The 16,067-nt window shown below is 58.1% G+C and carries 12 protein-coding genes; 9 read left to right on the top strand and 3 right to left on the bottom strand.

Annotated elements, in window-relative coordinates:
- Positions 1–5: 5 nt before the first annotated feature.
- The 3 genes from ispE to M3A44_14550 are packed head-to-tail and all read right to left on the bottom strand — an operon-like array spanning position 6 to position 3,231.
- Complete coding sequence (gene ispE / locus M3A44_14560) at positions 6–884, bottom strand: 4-(cytidine 5'-diphospho)-2-C-methyl-D-erythritol kinase (protein ID MEQ6342828.1); 879 nt, start codon at positions 882–884, stop codon at positions 6–8.
- Positions 884–1,504 carry a lipoprotein insertase outer membrane protein LolB gene (lolB, locus tag M3A44_14555; GenBank protein MEQ6342827.1) on the bottom strand — a complete coding sequence of 207 codons (621 nt, stop codon included), beginning with the start codon at positions 1,502–1,504 and terminating at the stop codon, positions 884–886. The genes ispE and lolB overlap by 1 nt, the downstream gene beginning before the upstream one ends.
- Positions 1,501–3,231, bottom strand: coding sequence for a tetratricopeptide repeat protein (locus tag M3A44_14550; protein ID MEQ6342826.1), 1,731 nt, complete (start codon positions 3,229–3,231; stop codon positions 1,501–1,503). Before M3A44_14550 ends, lolB begins: the two co-directional genes overlap by 4 nt.
- A gap of 174 nt (positions 3,232–3,405) precedes the next feature.
- Between M3A44_14550 and hemA the strand changes: the two genes are divergently transcribed.
- From hemA to M3A44_14505, 9 genes are all read left to right on the top strand, one after another.
- Positions 3,406–4,668: a glutamyl-tRNA reductase gene (hemA, locus tag M3A44_14545; GenBank protein MEQ6342825.1), complete on the top strand. Its 1,263-nt coding sequence runs from the start codon at positions 3,406–3,408 to the stop codon at positions 4,666–4,668.
- A gap of 6 nt (positions 4,669–4,674) precedes the next feature.
- On the top strand, positions 4,675–5,757 hold the full coding sequence (gene prfA / locus M3A44_14540) for a peptide chain release factor 1 (GenBank protein MEQ6342824.1): 1,083 nt from the start codon (positions 4,675–4,677) through the stop codon (positions 5,755–5,757).
- A gap of 244 nt (positions 5,758–6,001) precedes the next feature.
- Complete coding sequence (locus M3A44_14535; protein MEQ6342823.1) at positions 6,002–7,723, top strand: PAS domain S-box protein; 1,722 nt, start codon at positions 6,002–6,004, stop codon at positions 7,721–7,723.
- A 95-nt stretch (positions 7,724–7,818) separates the two neighbouring features.
- Positions 7,819–9,894 carry an EAL domain-containing protein gene (locus tag M3A44_14530; protein ID MEQ6342822.1) on the top strand — a complete coding sequence of 692 codons (2,076 nt, stop codon included), beginning with the start codon at positions 7,819–7,821 and terminating at the stop codon, positions 9,892–9,894.
- 48 nt (positions 9,895–9,942) lie between these two features.
- Positions 9,943–11,811: an arginine--tRNA ligase gene (gene argS, locus M3A44_14525; GenBank protein ID MEQ6342821.1), complete on the top strand. Its 1,869-nt coding sequence runs from the start codon at positions 9,943–9,945 to the stop codon at positions 11,809–11,811.
- A gap of 2 nt (positions 11,812–11,813) precedes the next feature.
- Positions 11,814–12,419: an SPOR domain-containing protein gene (locus tag M3A44_14520; GenBank protein ID MEQ6342820.1), complete on the top strand. Its 606-nt coding sequence runs from the start codon at positions 11,814–11,816 to the stop codon at positions 12,417–12,419.
- Between the two features lie 127 nt (positions 12,420–12,546).
- Positions 12,547–13,413 carry an aldose 1-epimerase family protein gene (locus M3A44_14515; protein ID MEQ6342819.1) on the top strand — a complete coding sequence of 289 codons (867 nt, stop codon included), beginning with the start codon at positions 12,547–12,549 and terminating at the stop codon, positions 13,411–13,413.
- Between the two features lie 20 nt (positions 13,414–13,433).
- Positions 13,434–15,740, top strand: a complete 2,307-nt coding sequence (locus tag M3A44_14510) for an RNA-binding transcriptional accessory protein (GenBank protein MEQ6342818.1) — start codon at positions 13,434–13,436, stop codon at positions 15,738–15,740.
- Positions 15,737–15,970, top strand: a complete 234-nt coding sequence (locus M3A44_14505; GenBank protein MEQ6342817.1) for a SlyX family protein — start codon at positions 15,737–15,739, stop codon at positions 15,968–15,970. Before M3A44_14510 ends, M3A44_14505 begins: the two co-directional genes overlap by 4 nt.
- Positions 15,971–16,067: the final 97 nt, after the last annotated feature.

Below are 16,067 nucleotides of genomic sequence, written 5' to 3'. Positions count from 1 at the left end.
TCTACTTAAACAGTAAACAACGGGGATTGATTCATCCCTTTCGCAACAAAACCCTGCCAGGCTGGCGGCAGGCGCTCCAGCGCCCGGCGGGCGGCGTCTTCATCTTTAAAAGATACAAATACGCATGCCCCGGTGCCAGTCATTCTGGCCTGCCCGAACTGCGACAGCCAGTGTAATGCCTCGGCGACTTGCGGATGGTGTTCGCATACCACGGGTTCACAGACGTTTATGCCTTCGCCTGCGAGAAAGCCGCTTATTTTGATGGCTGGGAGGTTCCGTGTCAATTCCGGAGCGGAAAATATCTTTGCGGTTGAGACGTTACAAGGGGGCGCAACCACCAGATACCAAGGCTCTTTCAGATCCACCGGCGTCAACTGTTCACCTACACCTTCGGCCCAGGCGGCATGGCCAAGTACAAATACCGGCACGTCCGCGCCGAGCTGCAGGCCCAGCGCTGCAAGCCGTTCAACCGGCAAATTCAGCGCCCACAGCTTGTTTAAGGCTACGAGGGTAGTGGCGGCGTCGGAGCTGCCTCCGCCCAGCCCGCCGCCCATTGGTAAATGTTTTTCGATGCGGATATCAGCGCCGCGCAGGGATGCGCCAGTGCGGCGGGAGGCAGGATGCCGGGAGCCGCCGCCCAGCGCCAGACCTGATACTTCCTGTAACAAGTGTGCGGCGCGCACTGTTAGATCGTGCTCTGGGGGTACGCCGGGCACATCGGTGGTGCGCCGGATCACGCCATCGTCGCGGACATCGAAATACAGCCAGTCACAGCGATCAATAAATTGGAATACCGTCTGCAGCAGGTGATAGCCGTCAGCGCGACGGCCGGTGATATGCAGGAACAGGTTGAGCTTGCCCGGCGCGGGCCATGCCGTTGCCATCAAACCAGATCCCAGCGGTCGATCACCAGGCGCATTTGCAGATGGGGATTATTGAGCATCAATTTGTGCGGCAGATCAACGCCATTGACCCGGGCATAGCGCGAATACTCAATGCGCCAGCCGGATTGTTCGAAAAATAACGGGCGGCCTGCCTCATCCAGGCCTTTTTTCGCGGTGGTGCGCGGATCGGGCAGGCCCCGCACCCAGTAACGTAATCCCGTTACCGGCACGTTCCAGCCGGCGTGTTCGCGCAACAGGGTTTCCGCGTTGTCCGCTGTAAAGGACTGGCCGTCGGCGAGCCGCATTAACACGCCGCTCTGATCCCCTGTAATTTGTACCGCTCCTTGTCCCAGTGGGCCTATCAGGTTGAGGGTATAGGCTTCTGCCTGCTGCGTCCAATGCAGGGTCGCGCTCCAGTTTTCGTTCTCGTTATGCACGGCGATGCGGCCTGTGAGCGTCCAGTCATGCAACGCTGCAAGCGTCTGCTGCCGGGCCTGTTCAAGCGCGGCAAGGTCCGCTGGCGCAGTGACGGGGAGGCGGGACGGGGCGGTGGCGCAGGCCGCCAGCGTAACCACAAGGCCGCACATTGACAGCCAATGCACCACCGCGGTTGATTTCACTGCCCAAAACGTCGCATTGTTTCGAGCAATGCTTTGTGATCAGGTGCTGTTTTGGCGGCGCGCTGCCACACTTCCTTTGCGCCCTCCTGATCGCCTGTCACCCACAATACCTCGCCCAGATGCGCTGCAACCTCTGGATCTTGGCCCTGCTCGAAGGATTTGCGCAGGTATTTGATGGCTTCTTCGTTATTGCCCAGCTTATGCTGCACCCACCCCATGCTGTCCATGATGGCAAAATCCTGGGGGCGCAGCTCCAGGGCGCGTTTGATGTAGCCCAGCGCCTCCTGGTAACGGTTGGTGCGGTCGGCCAGCGTGTAGCCCAAGGTGTTGAGCACTGGTGCATTATCCGGTTCGCGTTTGATGATGCTGGTCAGGTCGCGCTCTAGAATATCCAGCCTGTCGAGCTTTTCTGCCGTCAGTGCGCGGCTATAGAGCAGCTCGGAATTGTCCGGTATTTCTGTCAGCGCCGCGTCATAGAGCTCCATGGCGAGGCCGTATTGTTCTGCCTGGTATAGGATGCTGCCCTCCGCCAGGTAAATGCGCAGCTTTTGGCTGGGATCGGCAAAGCCCAGGCCACGCAAATGGCCGCGCGCGCCTTCAATGTCCCCCTGCCGCGCCATCAGGTCGGCGATGCGGATCTGTGCGGACAGATAATTTTCCCCCGGCGGCACAACGGCGTACCATTGCCTTGCCGTGTCATAGTCTTTTTTCTCTTCCGCGACCACGCCAAGATAAAAGCTGGCCTCGCCACTGCGTTTCGGCTGTTTGTTCAGCTGGGTCAGATAGCCTTCCGCCTTGTCCAGATGTTTGAGGTCGATAGAGAGCAGGGCGGCGCCCAGCAGTACATCGGGATTGTCCGGCGACTGTTTTTGCAGCGCCTCAAATTGGGTGAGCGCATCCGCGTGACGGTTGGCGCTTATCAGGGTGCGGGCATAAACCAAGCGCAAGGGTATGTCATTGGGTTGCTGCTTGATGAGGGCATCCAGGATAGTTAGAGACCCGGCGGTATCGCCGCTCAATTGCAGGATGCGCGCCTGCAGAATCATGGCGTTGGGCCATTCCGGCTTGAGGCGCAGGGCTGTCTCCACGGCGCTACGGGCTTTGTCCAGCGCGTTAGCCCGCAACGCGATCTGGCTGTAGTTAAGCTGGGCAAATGGGTCATCCTTATGCTTGCTGGCGAGCTTCTCCATGGTTGCAAGCGCTGCCTTGTTGTCCGGGAGGCTGGCAAGCAGCGTGACGACCGTGCCAAAGCCGTGATCTGCGGTGGTGGCCTGCTCGGCCAGCACAGTCTCCAGGTGCTCTGCGGCAGCGTCAATCTGTCCCTGTTTGATGAGCACTGCGGCGATCAGCAGTCGCGCATCCAGGCTGCCAGGATCCTGCTCCAGCCATACTTTGGCGGACTCAAGTGCCTTTTTGTCATTACGGGTAAAAACTGCGATACGTGTGGCGCGTTCGGCGATTCTTGGGTCGCGGGTGGTGCGCGCCAGGAGTTGATAGTATTCCGCGGCGATATCGTATTGGCCGCGTTGCGCGGCCATTTCAGCTACCAGCGCCTGATAGATCGCTTCAGGCGGCGCGGGTAGGGTTTTTGGCTGCGGTTTGGCGGCTTTTGTCGATGGTGTATCGCCCGGTGCCGCTGCTGCGGCACTGCCCGGACGGGCTGTCGCGCAACCTGTCGCGAGGGTGGATATTCCCAGTACAGCCACAAATAAAGACAAGATTTTCATTTAGCTACTCCGCAACCAATCATGGGTACAAGTGTCACATATTACGGTCCACAAGTCTGCACCCCCTTTCCCATGCAAAGGATAGCCTGATATATTAGACGTTTGCATGAGCTTAATCAGACTGTGCTTTTATCAGCCGCAAGGTGTTTGTTTTCTTAGGGGCGGATAAGTTCAATGCGCCTTTTGGCCGTCGGTATCAATCATAAGACAGCGCCCGTGAATATACGGGAGAAAGTGGCGTTCGCGCCCGAGCGCCTGCCCGAGGCGTTGCGTGAACTCACGACGGGTTGCCGTGCCAATGAGGCGGCGATCCTTTCTACCTGCAATCGCACCGAGCTGCTGTGCTGCGCCAACCAGGCCAATGAGGATGAAATCATTGACTGGCTGGGGCATTATCACCATCTCAGAAGGGATGAAGTCGCCCCTTATGTGTATCTTTACCCGGAGCAGGACGCAGTGCGCCATATCCTGCGTGTCGCCAGCGGTCTGGATTCTCTGATCCTTGGCGAACCGCAGATTCTCGGTCAAATCAAAACCGCCTATGCAGCCGCCATGCAGGCCGGTACCGTCGGTACCACGCTTGGCAGGCTGTTCCAACATACCTTTTCTGTTGCAAAACAGGTGCGTACCGACACTGCCATCGGCTCCAGTCCGGTATCGGTGGCGTTTGCTGCGGTCAGCCTGGCGAAACAAATTTTCGGTGACCTCTCCAAGCAGACCGTGATGCTGATCGGAGCGGGCGAGACTGTCGAGCTGGCGGCGCGTCACCTTCATGAAAATGGCGTTGGCCGTATTATCATCGCCAATCGCACACTGGAAAAAGCGCACGCGCTGGCCAGCGAATTCAATGGTTATGCCATTGAGCTTGGGGAGATACCCACGCATTTGGCAGAGGCTGATATTGTCATCTCATCCACCGCCAGCCCCTTGCCAATCCTGGGCAAGGGCGCCGTGGAGCGGGCCATCAAAGTGCGCAAGCACCGCCCGATGCTGATGGTCGACATAGCCGTGCCGCGTGACATCGAACCCGAAGCGGGCGATCTGCGCGATGTTTATCTGTATACGGTCGATGATTTGCAGGAGATCATCCAGGAGGGCCTTAAATCACGCCAGGAGGCCGCCAAACAGGCCGAAGAGATCATTGATGTTCAGGTGACGCACTTCATGGGTTGGCTGAAATCGCTGGAGGCCGTTTCCACTATCCGCGCCTATCGCGAGCAGGCCGAACGCATCCGTGATGACGAGATTGAAAAGGCGCGCCGCCTGCTGGCGCGTGGGGGGTCACCCGAAGAGGCGCTACAACTGCTGGCGCGCGGCCTTACCAATAAACTCGTCCACACCCCCAGCACCCAAATGAAACAGGCCGGTTTCGAAGGCCGCACCGGGTTACTTGATGCGGCGCGCGAATTGTTTGATCTAAAAAACCTGGACACCTGATACCCCGTGAAACCTTCCATACGCAGCAAGCTTGAAGGTCTTTCCGAACGCTTGCAGGAGCTCAGCGCCCTGCTCGCGGATTCCGGCACTATCAAAAACCAGGATCGGTTTCGTGCGCTTTCCATGGAGTATGCTGAAATTAATCCGGTGGTAGCGTGTTTTGACCGCTACAACGTCGCGCTCGATGACATTGCCGCCGCTCAGGGAATGCTTCGAGATAAGGACCCTGATGTGCAGCAGATGGCTGAGGATGAAGTCAAGGATGCGCGCGCCCGGCAGGAGGCGATAGAGCTGGAGCTGCAAAGACTCCTGCTGCCCAAGGACCCTCATGACGCCAGTAACATCTTCCTTGAGATTCGTGCCGGGACTGGCGGCGATGAGGCCTCCATCTTCGCCGGCGATCTGTTCCGCATGTATCTGCGCTACGCCGAAAAACAGCGCTGGCAGGTGGAAATCCTCAGCGAAAGCCCGGGTGAGCACGGCGGATACAAGGAGGTTATCGCGCGTGTCATCGGTCACGGCGCCTATTCGCGTCTCAAGTTTGAGTCTGGCGCGCATCGCGTGCAACGTGTACCTGCGACAGAGTCACAAGGACGCATCCACACTTCCGCCTGCACCGTGGCGGTAATGCCCGAGGTCGCCGAGATCGACGAGGTGGCAATCAACCCTGCGGATCTCAAGGTCGACACCTTCCGTTCCTCCGGTGCGGGTGGCCAGCACGTCAACAAAACCGATTCCGCGATTCGCATCACACACTTGCCCAGCGGCATCGTCATCGAATGCCAGGAAGAACGCTCCCAGCACAAAAACCGCGCCCGCGCCATGTCGCTGCTGCAAGCTAAGCTATTGAGCACGCAACGTGAAAAACAGCTTGCCGAACAGGCTCAAACCCGCCGCCTGTTGGTCGGCTCCGGCGACCGCTCGGAACGCATCCGCACCTACAACTTCCCCCAGGGCCGTCTCACCGATCACCGCATCAACCTCACCCTGTACAAACTCGCCGACATCGTGGAAGGTGATCTCGATCCGGTGCTCAATCCCTTGAGCAGCGAATACCAGGCGGATCTGTTGGCGGCGATGGGGGAGTAAAATATAGGAAACTCTGAAAAATCCATCCGTGGATTTTTCAGAGACGAAAACCAAAAAATGGCGGTGCATCCATGCGCCGCACGGAACCTCTAATAAATTCAGAGGTTCCTATATTTGATTTTTTGAGTTGTTTCATCCGAGTAGGCCATAAATCCAGGGAGGGTGTTATGTCTGCCAACGATCTAAAGCATGGTGGTTTGATGAGTCTGGATGGGCTAGGCTCGTGAGCAGGGGCGCATCACGGATGGCGTTGCGCATTAGTGTGGTTTATGCCGCCATTGCGGGGTTGTGGATCTTTCTTTCCGACAGGCTGCTGGGCAGTTATGTTGTCGACGCCCAGCATCTGACGCAATTGCAGACTCTCAAGGGTTGGGGGTTCATTCTTGTCACCGCGCTGTCGCTGTATTTCCTGATACGCCACGAACAACGCCAGATCATGCAGGCAGATGCCGCGCGCCGTGTCAGCGAGGCGCATCTTGCGGATGTGATGAGTATCGCTGCTGACGCCATTATTACGATAGACAAAGAGCAGCGCATCGTCATTTTCAATCAGGGTGCGGAGCATATCTTTGGCTACCGTGCTGCAGATGTACTGGGACAGCCGCTGGACCTGCTGTTGCCACCGCGCATTGTCGATGTTCACCGCCAGCATATCCGTGATTTTTCTGCCACTTCTGATATCGCTCGTTGCATGGCAGGGCAGAGGGAGGTGTTCGGACGCCGCAGGGACGGCAGCGAGTTTCCCGTCGAGGCGAATATCTCCAAACTGGTTCAAAACGGACAGACCCTTTTCACTGTTATTCTGCAAGACATCACTCCACGTAAACAGACCGAGCAGCGGCTGCGCGAGAGCGAAATCAAGTTTCGCACGCTGGCCGAGAGCATGGCGGCGGCGATCTTCATTTACCGTGGAGGGACGCTACTCTATGTGAACCGCCAGGCGGAAGCAATCAGCGGGTACACACGGACGGAATTGCTGGCGATGGATTTCCTGGATGTGGTGCATCCTGAATTCAGGGAGTATGCAAAGCAGCAGGCGATGGCGCGCCGCGAGGCTGAAATTGCCTCAGCCCGTTACGAGTTCAAAATACTCACAAAGAACGCCGAAGAGCGCTGGCTGGACATCACGGCGGGCACCATCGAATTTGAGGGGGTGCTGGCGGGGTTGGGCACGGCGTATGATATTACCGAGCGCAAGCGGGCCGAGGAGGCGCTGCGCAAGGCGAAGGACGATCTGGAAAAGAAAGTAGCCGAACGTACGGCGGAATTAAGCAACGCCAATAGCGAACTTGAAGCCTTCTCCTATTCCGTGGCACACGACTTGCGCGCCCCGCTACGCGCCATGCAGGGTTTTTCGCAGGCATTGCTGGAGGATTACGGGGAGCAGCTCGACGCCATCGGTCAGGATTATGCCCGGCGAGTTATAGCCGCAGCGCGGCGCATGGATGAGTTGATCAAGGATCTGCTCGCCTATAGCCATGTCAGCCGCGCTGCGTTTCCGCTCGCAGCCATCGATTTGGGGGGCGTGATGACGGGTGTGTTGACGCATCTGGAGGCGGAGATCCGTGAACGGCAGGCACGGGTGATCGTTGTGACGCCTTTGCCTCCCGTGATCGGGCACTATGCCACACTACAGCAAGTGATGACGAATCTGCTTGGCAATGCCATCAAGTTCGTGCCCGCCGAAATTGAGCCGCAAGTGAAGGTATGGGCCGAGGAGCGCGGGGAGTGGGTGCGCGTATGGGTGGAAGACAATGGTATTGGCGTCGCCCCGGAAAACCAGGCGCGTATCTTCCATGTTTTTGAACGGTTGCATGGGATTGAGCATTATCCAGGCACCGGCATTGGCCTTGCGATTGTGCACAAAGGGATAGAACGCATGGGTGGGCGCGCCGGCGTGGAATCAATGCTTGATAAGGGCAGCCGGTTTTGGGTAGAGTTGCGGAGGGCTTCCTCATCATCATAATCAGATGTTGTTCCATAACGTAGCCGTCAGAGAGAAAAGTGGATGCTGATCACTGGGTTTGCCCTGGCAAAACACGCGCCGGGAAAATGGGTATTATGACTGATTGCCCCTTGCATATTTTACTTGTTGATGACAACCCTGACGACCGTGCTCTGGTAATGCGCGTCCTGGGTCGCGAATATCCCGATTCTTATGTCCGTGAAATCACCGGTGCGCCAGGGCTGGATCAGGCGCTGACGGAGGGCGGTTTTGATCTGGTCATCACGGACTATCAAATCCGTTGGACGGACGGCCTGGCCGTATTACGTGCCGTCAAAATGAGCTGGCCGCATTGCCCTGTCATCATGTTTACCGCCACGGGCAGTGAGGAGGTTGCCGTAGCGGCGATGAAGGCGGATATTGATGATTACATCATCAAATCCCCCGATCATATTGGCCGATTGGTTGTTGCGGTCAATGCCGCCCTGAATCAGGCGCGGCAGCGGCGAGCTTTGCTGGATGCCGAGCTTCGCTATCGTGGCCTGTTTGATGGTGTGCCCGTGGGGTTGTATCAAACAACCCCGGATGGACAAATACTGGATGCCAATCCGGCGCTGCTGCAGATGCTTGGCTACCAGGACCTGGATGCCTTGCGCGCACATAATGTGCTCAATTTGTGTGTGCATCCCGAGGGTTTTCAGAGGCTGCAGGACAAAATGCTGCAACAAGGGGGAAAGACCAGCGGTTTTGTGGCGCAGTTGCGCCGCCATAATGGCGATATAATCTGGGTCGAGATTAGTAGCCGGGTGGTTAGTGGTGTCACCGGCCAGGTGCTATACCATGAGGGCGCGATACAGGACATCACCGAGCGTAGACACGCCGAGGCACGTATTCATCACCTCGCCCATCACGACGATCTGACCGGCCTGCCCAACCGCGTGATGTTCAAGCAGCGTCTGGAACAGGCCATTATTGAGGCTGAACGGCGCGGCAGAGTGCTTGCGGTGTTATTGCTTGATATGGATCGCTTCAAGACCATCAATGATACGCTGGGACATGGTGTCGGCGACGCGTTGATCCAGGTGGTCGCCAAAAGGCTGAGAGCCTGTATGCGTGAGGTGGATACGGTCTCGCGTCTGGCAGGCGACGAGTTTGCGGTGATCGTGCCGGATCTTGCGCACGCGGAGGATGCGGCGCGTGTTGCGCAAAAAATCCTGGACAGTTTTGCCTATTCCTTCCGTGTTGGCGAGTACGAATTGTTCATGAGTGCCAGTATTGGCATCGCGCTTTTCCCGCTCGATGGCGATACACCGGAGGCGCTGCTCAAAAACGTGGATACTGCCATGTACCATGCCAAGGAACAGGGACGCAGCGCCTATCAATTTTACGCCGCCGCGATGAATGCCAAAGCCTTCGAGCGGCTGGCGCTGGAGAATGCCCTGCGCCATGCGTTGGAGCGGAACGAATTTCTGCTGCATTACCAGCCGCAAGTGGATCTTGAAAGCGGCGAAATTATCGGCATGGAAGCCCTGATACGCTGGCGGCACCCTGAGCTGGGCATGATTTCGCCGCTGCAGTTTATTCCCATCGCTGAAGACACCGGCATGATCAGCCCGATAGGCGAATGGGTGCTGCGCACCGCCTGCCTGCAGAACAAGGCGTGGCAGAATCAGGGCCTGCCGCCAGTGCGCATGGCAGTTAATCTCTCGGCGCGCCAGCTTCGGCAATCCAATTTTATTGGTACCGTTGCGCAGATATTGCAGAAAACGGGGCTGGAGCCGTGTTATCTGGAGCTGGAGCTGACAGAGACCATGCTCATGCAAAATGCTGAAACCGCCATTACTACCCTGAACGCATTGGACGCCATGGGGATAGATATCAGTATCGACGACTTTGGTACCGGCTATTCCAGCTTGGGCTACCTCAAGCGCCTGCCGATCAACACCCTGAAAATTGATCGTTCATTCGTGAGCGACATCCCCGCCGATCATGATGACGCGGCGATTGCCATGGCGATTATCGCCATGGCGCACAACCTGGGCATCCGGGTGGTTGCCGAAGGCGTGGAAACCGCAGAGCAAAGGGTATTTTTGGTCGAGCATCACTGTGACGCAATGCAAGGCTATTATTTCAGTCGGCCATTGCCCGCCGATGAAGCTGCACGGCTTCTCGTTTCCTCCCCATCAGGGTAAAATCCGCATATCCACTGTTTTTTCCCTAACTATACTCAGGATGCTCCCTTGAAACACCATCTGGAACACCTGCTTTCGAGCGCCCTCGTTGGCCTGCAACAGGGTGGCGGATTGGCCGCTGATATCGAACTGCCGTCACATATCCCGGTTGAGCGCACCCGTGACCGCAGCCACGGCGAATTTGCCAGCAATGTCGCGCTGACCCTGGCCAAGGTCGCGCGCCGCAAACCCAGGGAGCTGGCCGAGCATATCGTCGCCGCGCTGCCTGCTTCGGATAAAATCGCCAAGGTTGAAGTCGCGGGGCCGGGTTTTATCAATTTCTACATGACCCCCGCGGCCTTTCAGGGCGTCATCACCGAGATCATGGCGGAAGGCCCGCACTATGGCCGCAGCACCCTTGGCGGAGGGCGGCTGGTGCAGGTGGAATTCGTGTCGGCCAATCCCACCGGGCCACTGCACGTGGGGCACGGGCGCGGCGCCGCCTATGGCGCGGCAGTCGCCGATCTGCTGGAGGCGGTGGGTTATAAAGCGCACCGCGAATACTACGTCAACGACGCAGGACGCCAGATGGATATCCTCGCCACCAGCGTCTGGCTGCGTTATCTGGAGCTGTGCGGCGGTCGTTCCCAGCATCCTGCGCCGTCCAGGGATGGACAAGTGCCGCGAGAGCAGGATGCGCTGGAGTGGCCTTCCCGCGACACTGGCACATCCCTGTGCGGCGAAACATTTGCCTTTCCAGCCAATGGCTACAAAGGCGAATATGTGCGTGATATCGCTGCGGATCTGCGTACCCAGTATGGCGACACCCTGCATCATCCCATTGCGCAGGTCATGCAAGACCTGCCGCCGGACGAGCCGGCAGGCGGAGACAAGGAGGCGCACATCGATGCCCTCATCGCCCGTGCCAAGCAATTACTCGGCGCGGCCGCCTACCGCCAGGTATTTGATCTGGGGCTAAACGACATTCTGGAAGATATCCGTGAGGATCTGCGCGAGTTTGGTGTGATCTATGAAGAATGGTTTTCGGAGCGTTCGTTGTTCGAAAGCGGCGCAGTGGATCGCGCAGTGGCCCGTCTCCAGGCCAGTGGCCATCTCTATGAAAAGGATGGCGCGCTGTGGTTCCGCTCCACGGATTACGGCGACGAGAAAGATCGCGTTATCGTGCGTGAAAATGGCCAGAAGACCTATTTCGCTGCCGATATCGCCTACCACATGGATAAGATGGAGCGCGGATTTGATCGTGTGATCGATGTGTGGGGTGCGGACCATCATGGCTATGTGCCGCGCGTCAAGGCCGCGCTCGCCGCAGTGGGTGATGATCCTTCGCGGCTGGATGTGCTGCTGGTGCAGTTCGCCACCCTGTACCGCGCTGGCGAAAAGGCGCAGATGTCCACCCGCTCCGGCGAATTTGTCACCCTGCGTGAATTGCGCCACGAAGTCGGCGATGACGCGGCGCGCTTTTTCTATGTGCTGCGCAAGTGTGAGCAGCACATGGATTTTGATCTTGATCTTGCCAAGTCACAATCCAGCGATAACCCTGTCTATTACATCCAGTACGCCCACGCGCGAGTGTGCAGCGTAATGCGCCAGTTGCAGGAAAAGGGTCTGCATTGGGATGAGGCGCGCGGGCGCGCCAATCTACATCTGCTCACCGAGACGCACGAGCAGGCGCTGATGCTTGGCCTGTCGCGTTATCCCGAGATCGTCGAGACGGCGGCGCTTAATCACGAGCCGCATCAACTGGCCCATTTCCTGCGTGATCTGGCGAATGATTTCCACACCTATTACAACGCCCACATCTTTATCGTGGATGACGGTTTGCTGCGTGATGCGCGCCTCAATCTCATCATGGCCACCCGTCATGTGCTGCGTAATGGCCTAACCCTGCTCGGTGTATCCGCGCCCGAAGCCATGTAGCCGTGGCGCGCGACTACAAAAAAACCTCGGGCACCCTTAAGGGTGCGAGAAAAAGGGCGTCGACACGCAAGCCGGTGCCAGGCTGGATGTGGCTCGCCGCCGGTTTGACTGTTGGGCTGTTCGTTGCATTTCTGATCTGGCTGGACAAGCGTCCTGCATCGGATCATGTTCCCGAGTCTGCTGTCAGCGCCGAGCCGGTACCGGCTGCGAAGCCGCAGCAGAAGCCCAGCACGAAAGAGAAAAATACCGCCAGCGCAGCAACACCTCCAAAGCCGCGTTTTGATTTTTATACTATCCTGCCGGAGATGGAAGTAATCATCCCCGACAAAGAACTAAAAAAACGCGCGGCAACCGATGCGCAGGCAGGTAAAGCAGAATCCTACTTCCTGCAGGCCGGATCATTCAAAAATCTGGCGGACGCCGACGCGCTCAAGGCGAGCCTTGCCCTGCTCGGCATCGAGGCCAAAATCCAGTCGGTCACGGTTGAATATGATACCTGGCACCGCGTGCGCATGGGGCCGTATAGCGGCATGGATGAACTCAACAAAGTGCGTACCCAGCTCCGGCAAAACAACATTAATGCCATTCCGCTCAAGGCCAAGGGGTAGCTTTGGGGAAGATGCGGTCCACGAAAAACACGAAAGGCACGAAAAATTTTCATGGCACATCCCGTTTAACTGTTGTTTTCGAACTTTTCGTGGACGGCGCGCAATATCAACCAAAGGAAAATACATCATGCCAATTTACACACTTCGATCCGACACCCTGTCCGTGGCGGTTTCCACCCAAGGCGCAGAACTGCAGTCGCTCAAGATGGCGAATGGTCAGGAGCTGCTCTGGCAGGCTGATCCTGCTGTGTGGGCACGTCATGCGCCGCACTTGTTTCCCATTGTTGGCCGTCTTAAAAACGATGCCTTGGTGCATGAAGGCAAAAGCTATCCCATGACTCAGCACGGCTTCGCGCGTGACTTGCCGTTTGAGTGCGAGATTGCCTCCGCTGCCAGTTGCACCATGCTGCTCAAGGATGATGCCGAGACACGTCGCCGTTATCCATTTGCTTTCGAGTTGCGCATTACGCATACCCTGCACGGCAACGGCTTGGAGATTACCTATGCCCTGCGCAACCCAGGTTCGGCCGACCTGTTGGCGAGCGTCGGTACGCATCCGGCCTTCGTCTGGCCGCTCAACGCAGGCGCAGAGCGGCTGCAACACAAAATCATCTTCGATCAGAATGAGTCCGCGCCGATCCGCCGTCTTGCAGGCGGGCTGGTGAAGCCGGAATCTTACGCCACTCCGGTGCAGGGGCAGGCGCTATCGCTGTGCGATGATATTTTTGTCGATGACGTAATCTTTTTCGACCAACTGCACAGCCGCTCCCTGCGCTACACCGCGCCCGATGCACCCACTATTCGCGTGGATTTTGCCGATTTTCCCCACTTGGGAATCTGGACCAAACCCGGCGCCGGATTTGTCTGCATAGAACCCTGGCAAGGGCATGCCAGCCCGCAGGAATTTGATGGAGAATTCCGTGACAAACCGGGCGTGGTGAGTATTGCCGCCGGAGAAGAGCAGGTGTGGCGTTATACTATAGCCATCGAATAAATGAATAAGGTTCACAATCCATGATCATCCGCATCACCCAGCGCATCGCAAACGAGCTGTCGGTTCAGGAAAGGCAGATTGAAGCCGTCGTGCAACTGCTCGACGAGGGCTCAACGGTGCCATTCATCGCCCGTTACCGCAAGGAGGCAACAGGTGGCCTGGACGATATCCAGCTGCGCTTTCTGGAAGAGCGGCTGCGTTATCTGCGTGAAATGGAAGATCGTCGCGCGGCGATTTTGAAGAGCATCAGGGAGCAAGATAAGCTCACTCCGGAGCTGGAAAAGGATATCATCGAGGCCGAAACCAAGACGCGCCTGGAAGATTTGTATCTGCCCTACAAACAGAAGCGCCGCACCAAGGCGCAGATCGCGCGCGAGGCGGGGCTGGAGCCGCTGGCGCTGGCGTTGCTGGGCAATCCCACACTCACGCCCGAGACAGTGGCGGCAGAGTATGTCAGCGCGGATAAGGGCGTAGCGGATGTGAAAGCGGCGCTGGAGGGCGCGCGTCATATCCTGATGGAGCGGTTCGCCGAAGATGCGGAACTGCTGGGCCGGTTGCGCGAATTCCTGTGGGAAAACGCCAAGCTCGTTTCCCGCAAGGTCGAGGGCAAGGGCGAGGAGGGCGAGAAATTCCGCGATTATTTCGAATACAGCGAGCCGCTCAAGGCGATTCCCTCGCACCGTGCGCTGGCATTGTTCCGTGGGCGCAACGAAGGCTTTTTGCAGATTAATATGGTGCTGCCGGACGAGGAAGAAGGCACCGGCAGGAGTGCCCAGCCCAACACATGTGAATCCATGATCGCGCAGCGTTTCAGCGTCTCCGATCAGGGTCGCCCGGCGGACGCCTGGCTGCGCGAGACGGTGCGCTGGGCGTGGCGGGTGAAAATCTTCCTGCATCTGGATCTTGATCTGATGACGCAGGTCAGGGAAAGCGCCGAGGGCGAGGCGATCAAGGTGTTCGCCCGCAACATGCACGACCTGCTGCTGGCTGCCCCGGCAGGGCCGCGCACCGTGATCGGTCTTGACCCCGGCCTGCGCACCGGCGTGAAAGTGGCGGTCGTGGACGCCACCGGCAAGTTGCTGGATACCGCGACCATCTACCCCCATGCCCCGCGCAATCAGTGGGACGCCTCGATTCATGTGCTGGCGGAGCTGGCGCGCAAACACAAGGCGGAGCTTATCAGCATCGGCAACGGCACCGCCTCGCGCGAGACCGACAAGCTCGGTGCCGACCTCATCAAGCGTCATCCCGAGTTGGGCTTGCAGAAGCTGGTGGTATCCGAGGCCGGTGCGTCGGTGTATTCGGCCTCCGAGTTTGCCTCCAAGGAGTTCCCGCAACTGGATGTCAGCCTGCGCGGCGCGGTGTCCATCGCGCGGCGGCTGCAAGACCCGCTGGCAGAGCTGGTCAAGATCGACCCCAAGGCCATCGGTGTCGGCCAGTATCAGCATGATGTCAGCCAGACCGAGCTGGCCCGCTCCCTGGATGCGGTGGTGGAAGACTGCGTCAACGCCGTGGGCGTCGACGTGAACACCGCTTCCGTGCCGTTGCTGGCGCGCATCTCGGGCCTGAACCAGACGCTGGCAAAAAATATCGTGGAATTCCGCGACCACAATGGCCCGTTCAAGAATCGCCGTGATCTCAAGGACGTGCCCCGCCTGGGTGAAAAAACCTTTGAGCAGGCGGCGGGATTTTTGCGCGTTATGAATGGCGACAGCCCCGTCGATGCCTCCGCCGTACACCCGGAAAGTTATCCGGTGGTGCAGCGCATCCTCGCCAAGCTCGGTGTGGAGATCGGTTCAATTATCGGCAACGGCGCCGTGCTGAAGACGCTATCCCCCAAGGAATTCACCGACGAACGCTTCGGCCTGCCGACGGTGAAGGATATTCTCGCCGAGCTGGAAAAACCGGGCCGTGATCCGCGTCCAGAATTCAAGACGGCAGCATTCCGGGAGGGTGTGGAGGATCTCAAAGACCTGCAGCCCGGCATGATGCTGGAAGGGGTGGTGACCAATGTCACCAACTTCGGCGCGTTCGTGGATATCGGCGTGCATCAGGACGGATTGGTGCACATCTCCGCCCTGGCCGGCAAATTCGTCAAAGACCCGCACAGCGTGGTGAAGGCCGGTGATGTGGTCAAGGTCAAGGTGTTGGAAGTGGATGAAAAGCGCCGCCGCATCGCCCTTACCATGCGGCTCGACGAGCAGGCGGCAGTCCTCCCTGCCCAGCCAAAAGCGGATAATACCCCGCGCAAGCCGAAGGTGAAACAGGAATCCAAGCCGTCGATGGAAGGCGCGATGGCGGCCGCTTTCGCCAAGCTGCGGCCGTGAGTGACAGAGAAATGGCAAGCGGTGTAGATGAGATGCGCGTCATCGAACTGGAAACCCGCCTCACCTACCAGGAGGCGGCGATGCAGGAGCTGAGCGATGCCCTTGCGCATCAGCAGAAGGTGATAGACCGGCTCGGTGCGGAGCTTGACGCGCTAAGGCAGCAGGTGCGCGCCCAGGCCCAGTTCAATATAGCCTCCAGTTCCGAGGAAACACCGCCGCCGCATTATTGAGGTATTTTCAAAAAATCTCGTTCCCATCCCTGTGTTTTTTTCGTATGATCGGGCGATTACCGGTTTATTTTGGGCGGGTGGTTGTTTTACGGCGACA

Source organism: Gammaproteobacteria bacterium (assembly GCA_040183005.1).
GTDB lineage: Bacteria > Pseudomonadota > Gammaproteobacteria.
Note: the sequence above shows the minus strand (reverse complement) of the source record. Positions and strands in the feature narration are given on the sequence as shown.

Coding starts and splice junctions, on each gene's coding strand:
- ispE (MEQ6342828.1), bottom strand. CDS start 884: ATGGCAACGGCATGGCCCGCGCCGGGCAAGCTCAACCTGTTCCTGCAT.
- M3A44_14515 (MEQ6342819.1), top strand. CDS start 12,547: ATGCCAATTTACACACTTCGATCCGACACCCTGTCCGTGGCGGTTTCC.
- M3A44_14510 (MEQ6342818.1), top strand. CDS start 13,434: ATGATCATCCGCATCACCCAGCGCATCGCAAACGAGCTGTCGGTTCAG.
- M3A44_14530 (MEQ6342822.1), top strand. CDS start 7,819: ATGACTGATTGCCCCTTGCATATTTTACTTGTTGATGACAACCCTGAC.
- M3A44_14535 (MEQ6342823.1), top strand. CDS start 6,002: ATGGCGTTGCGCATTAGTGTGGTTTATGCCGCCATTGCGGGGTTGTGG.
- hemA (MEQ6342825.1), top strand. CDS start 3,406: ATGCGCCTTTTGGCCGTCGGTATCAATCATAAGACAGCGCCCGTGAAT.
- M3A44_14550 (MEQ6342826.1), bottom strand. CDS start 3,231: ATGAAAATCTTGTCTTTATTTGTGGCTGTACTGGGAATATCCACCCTC.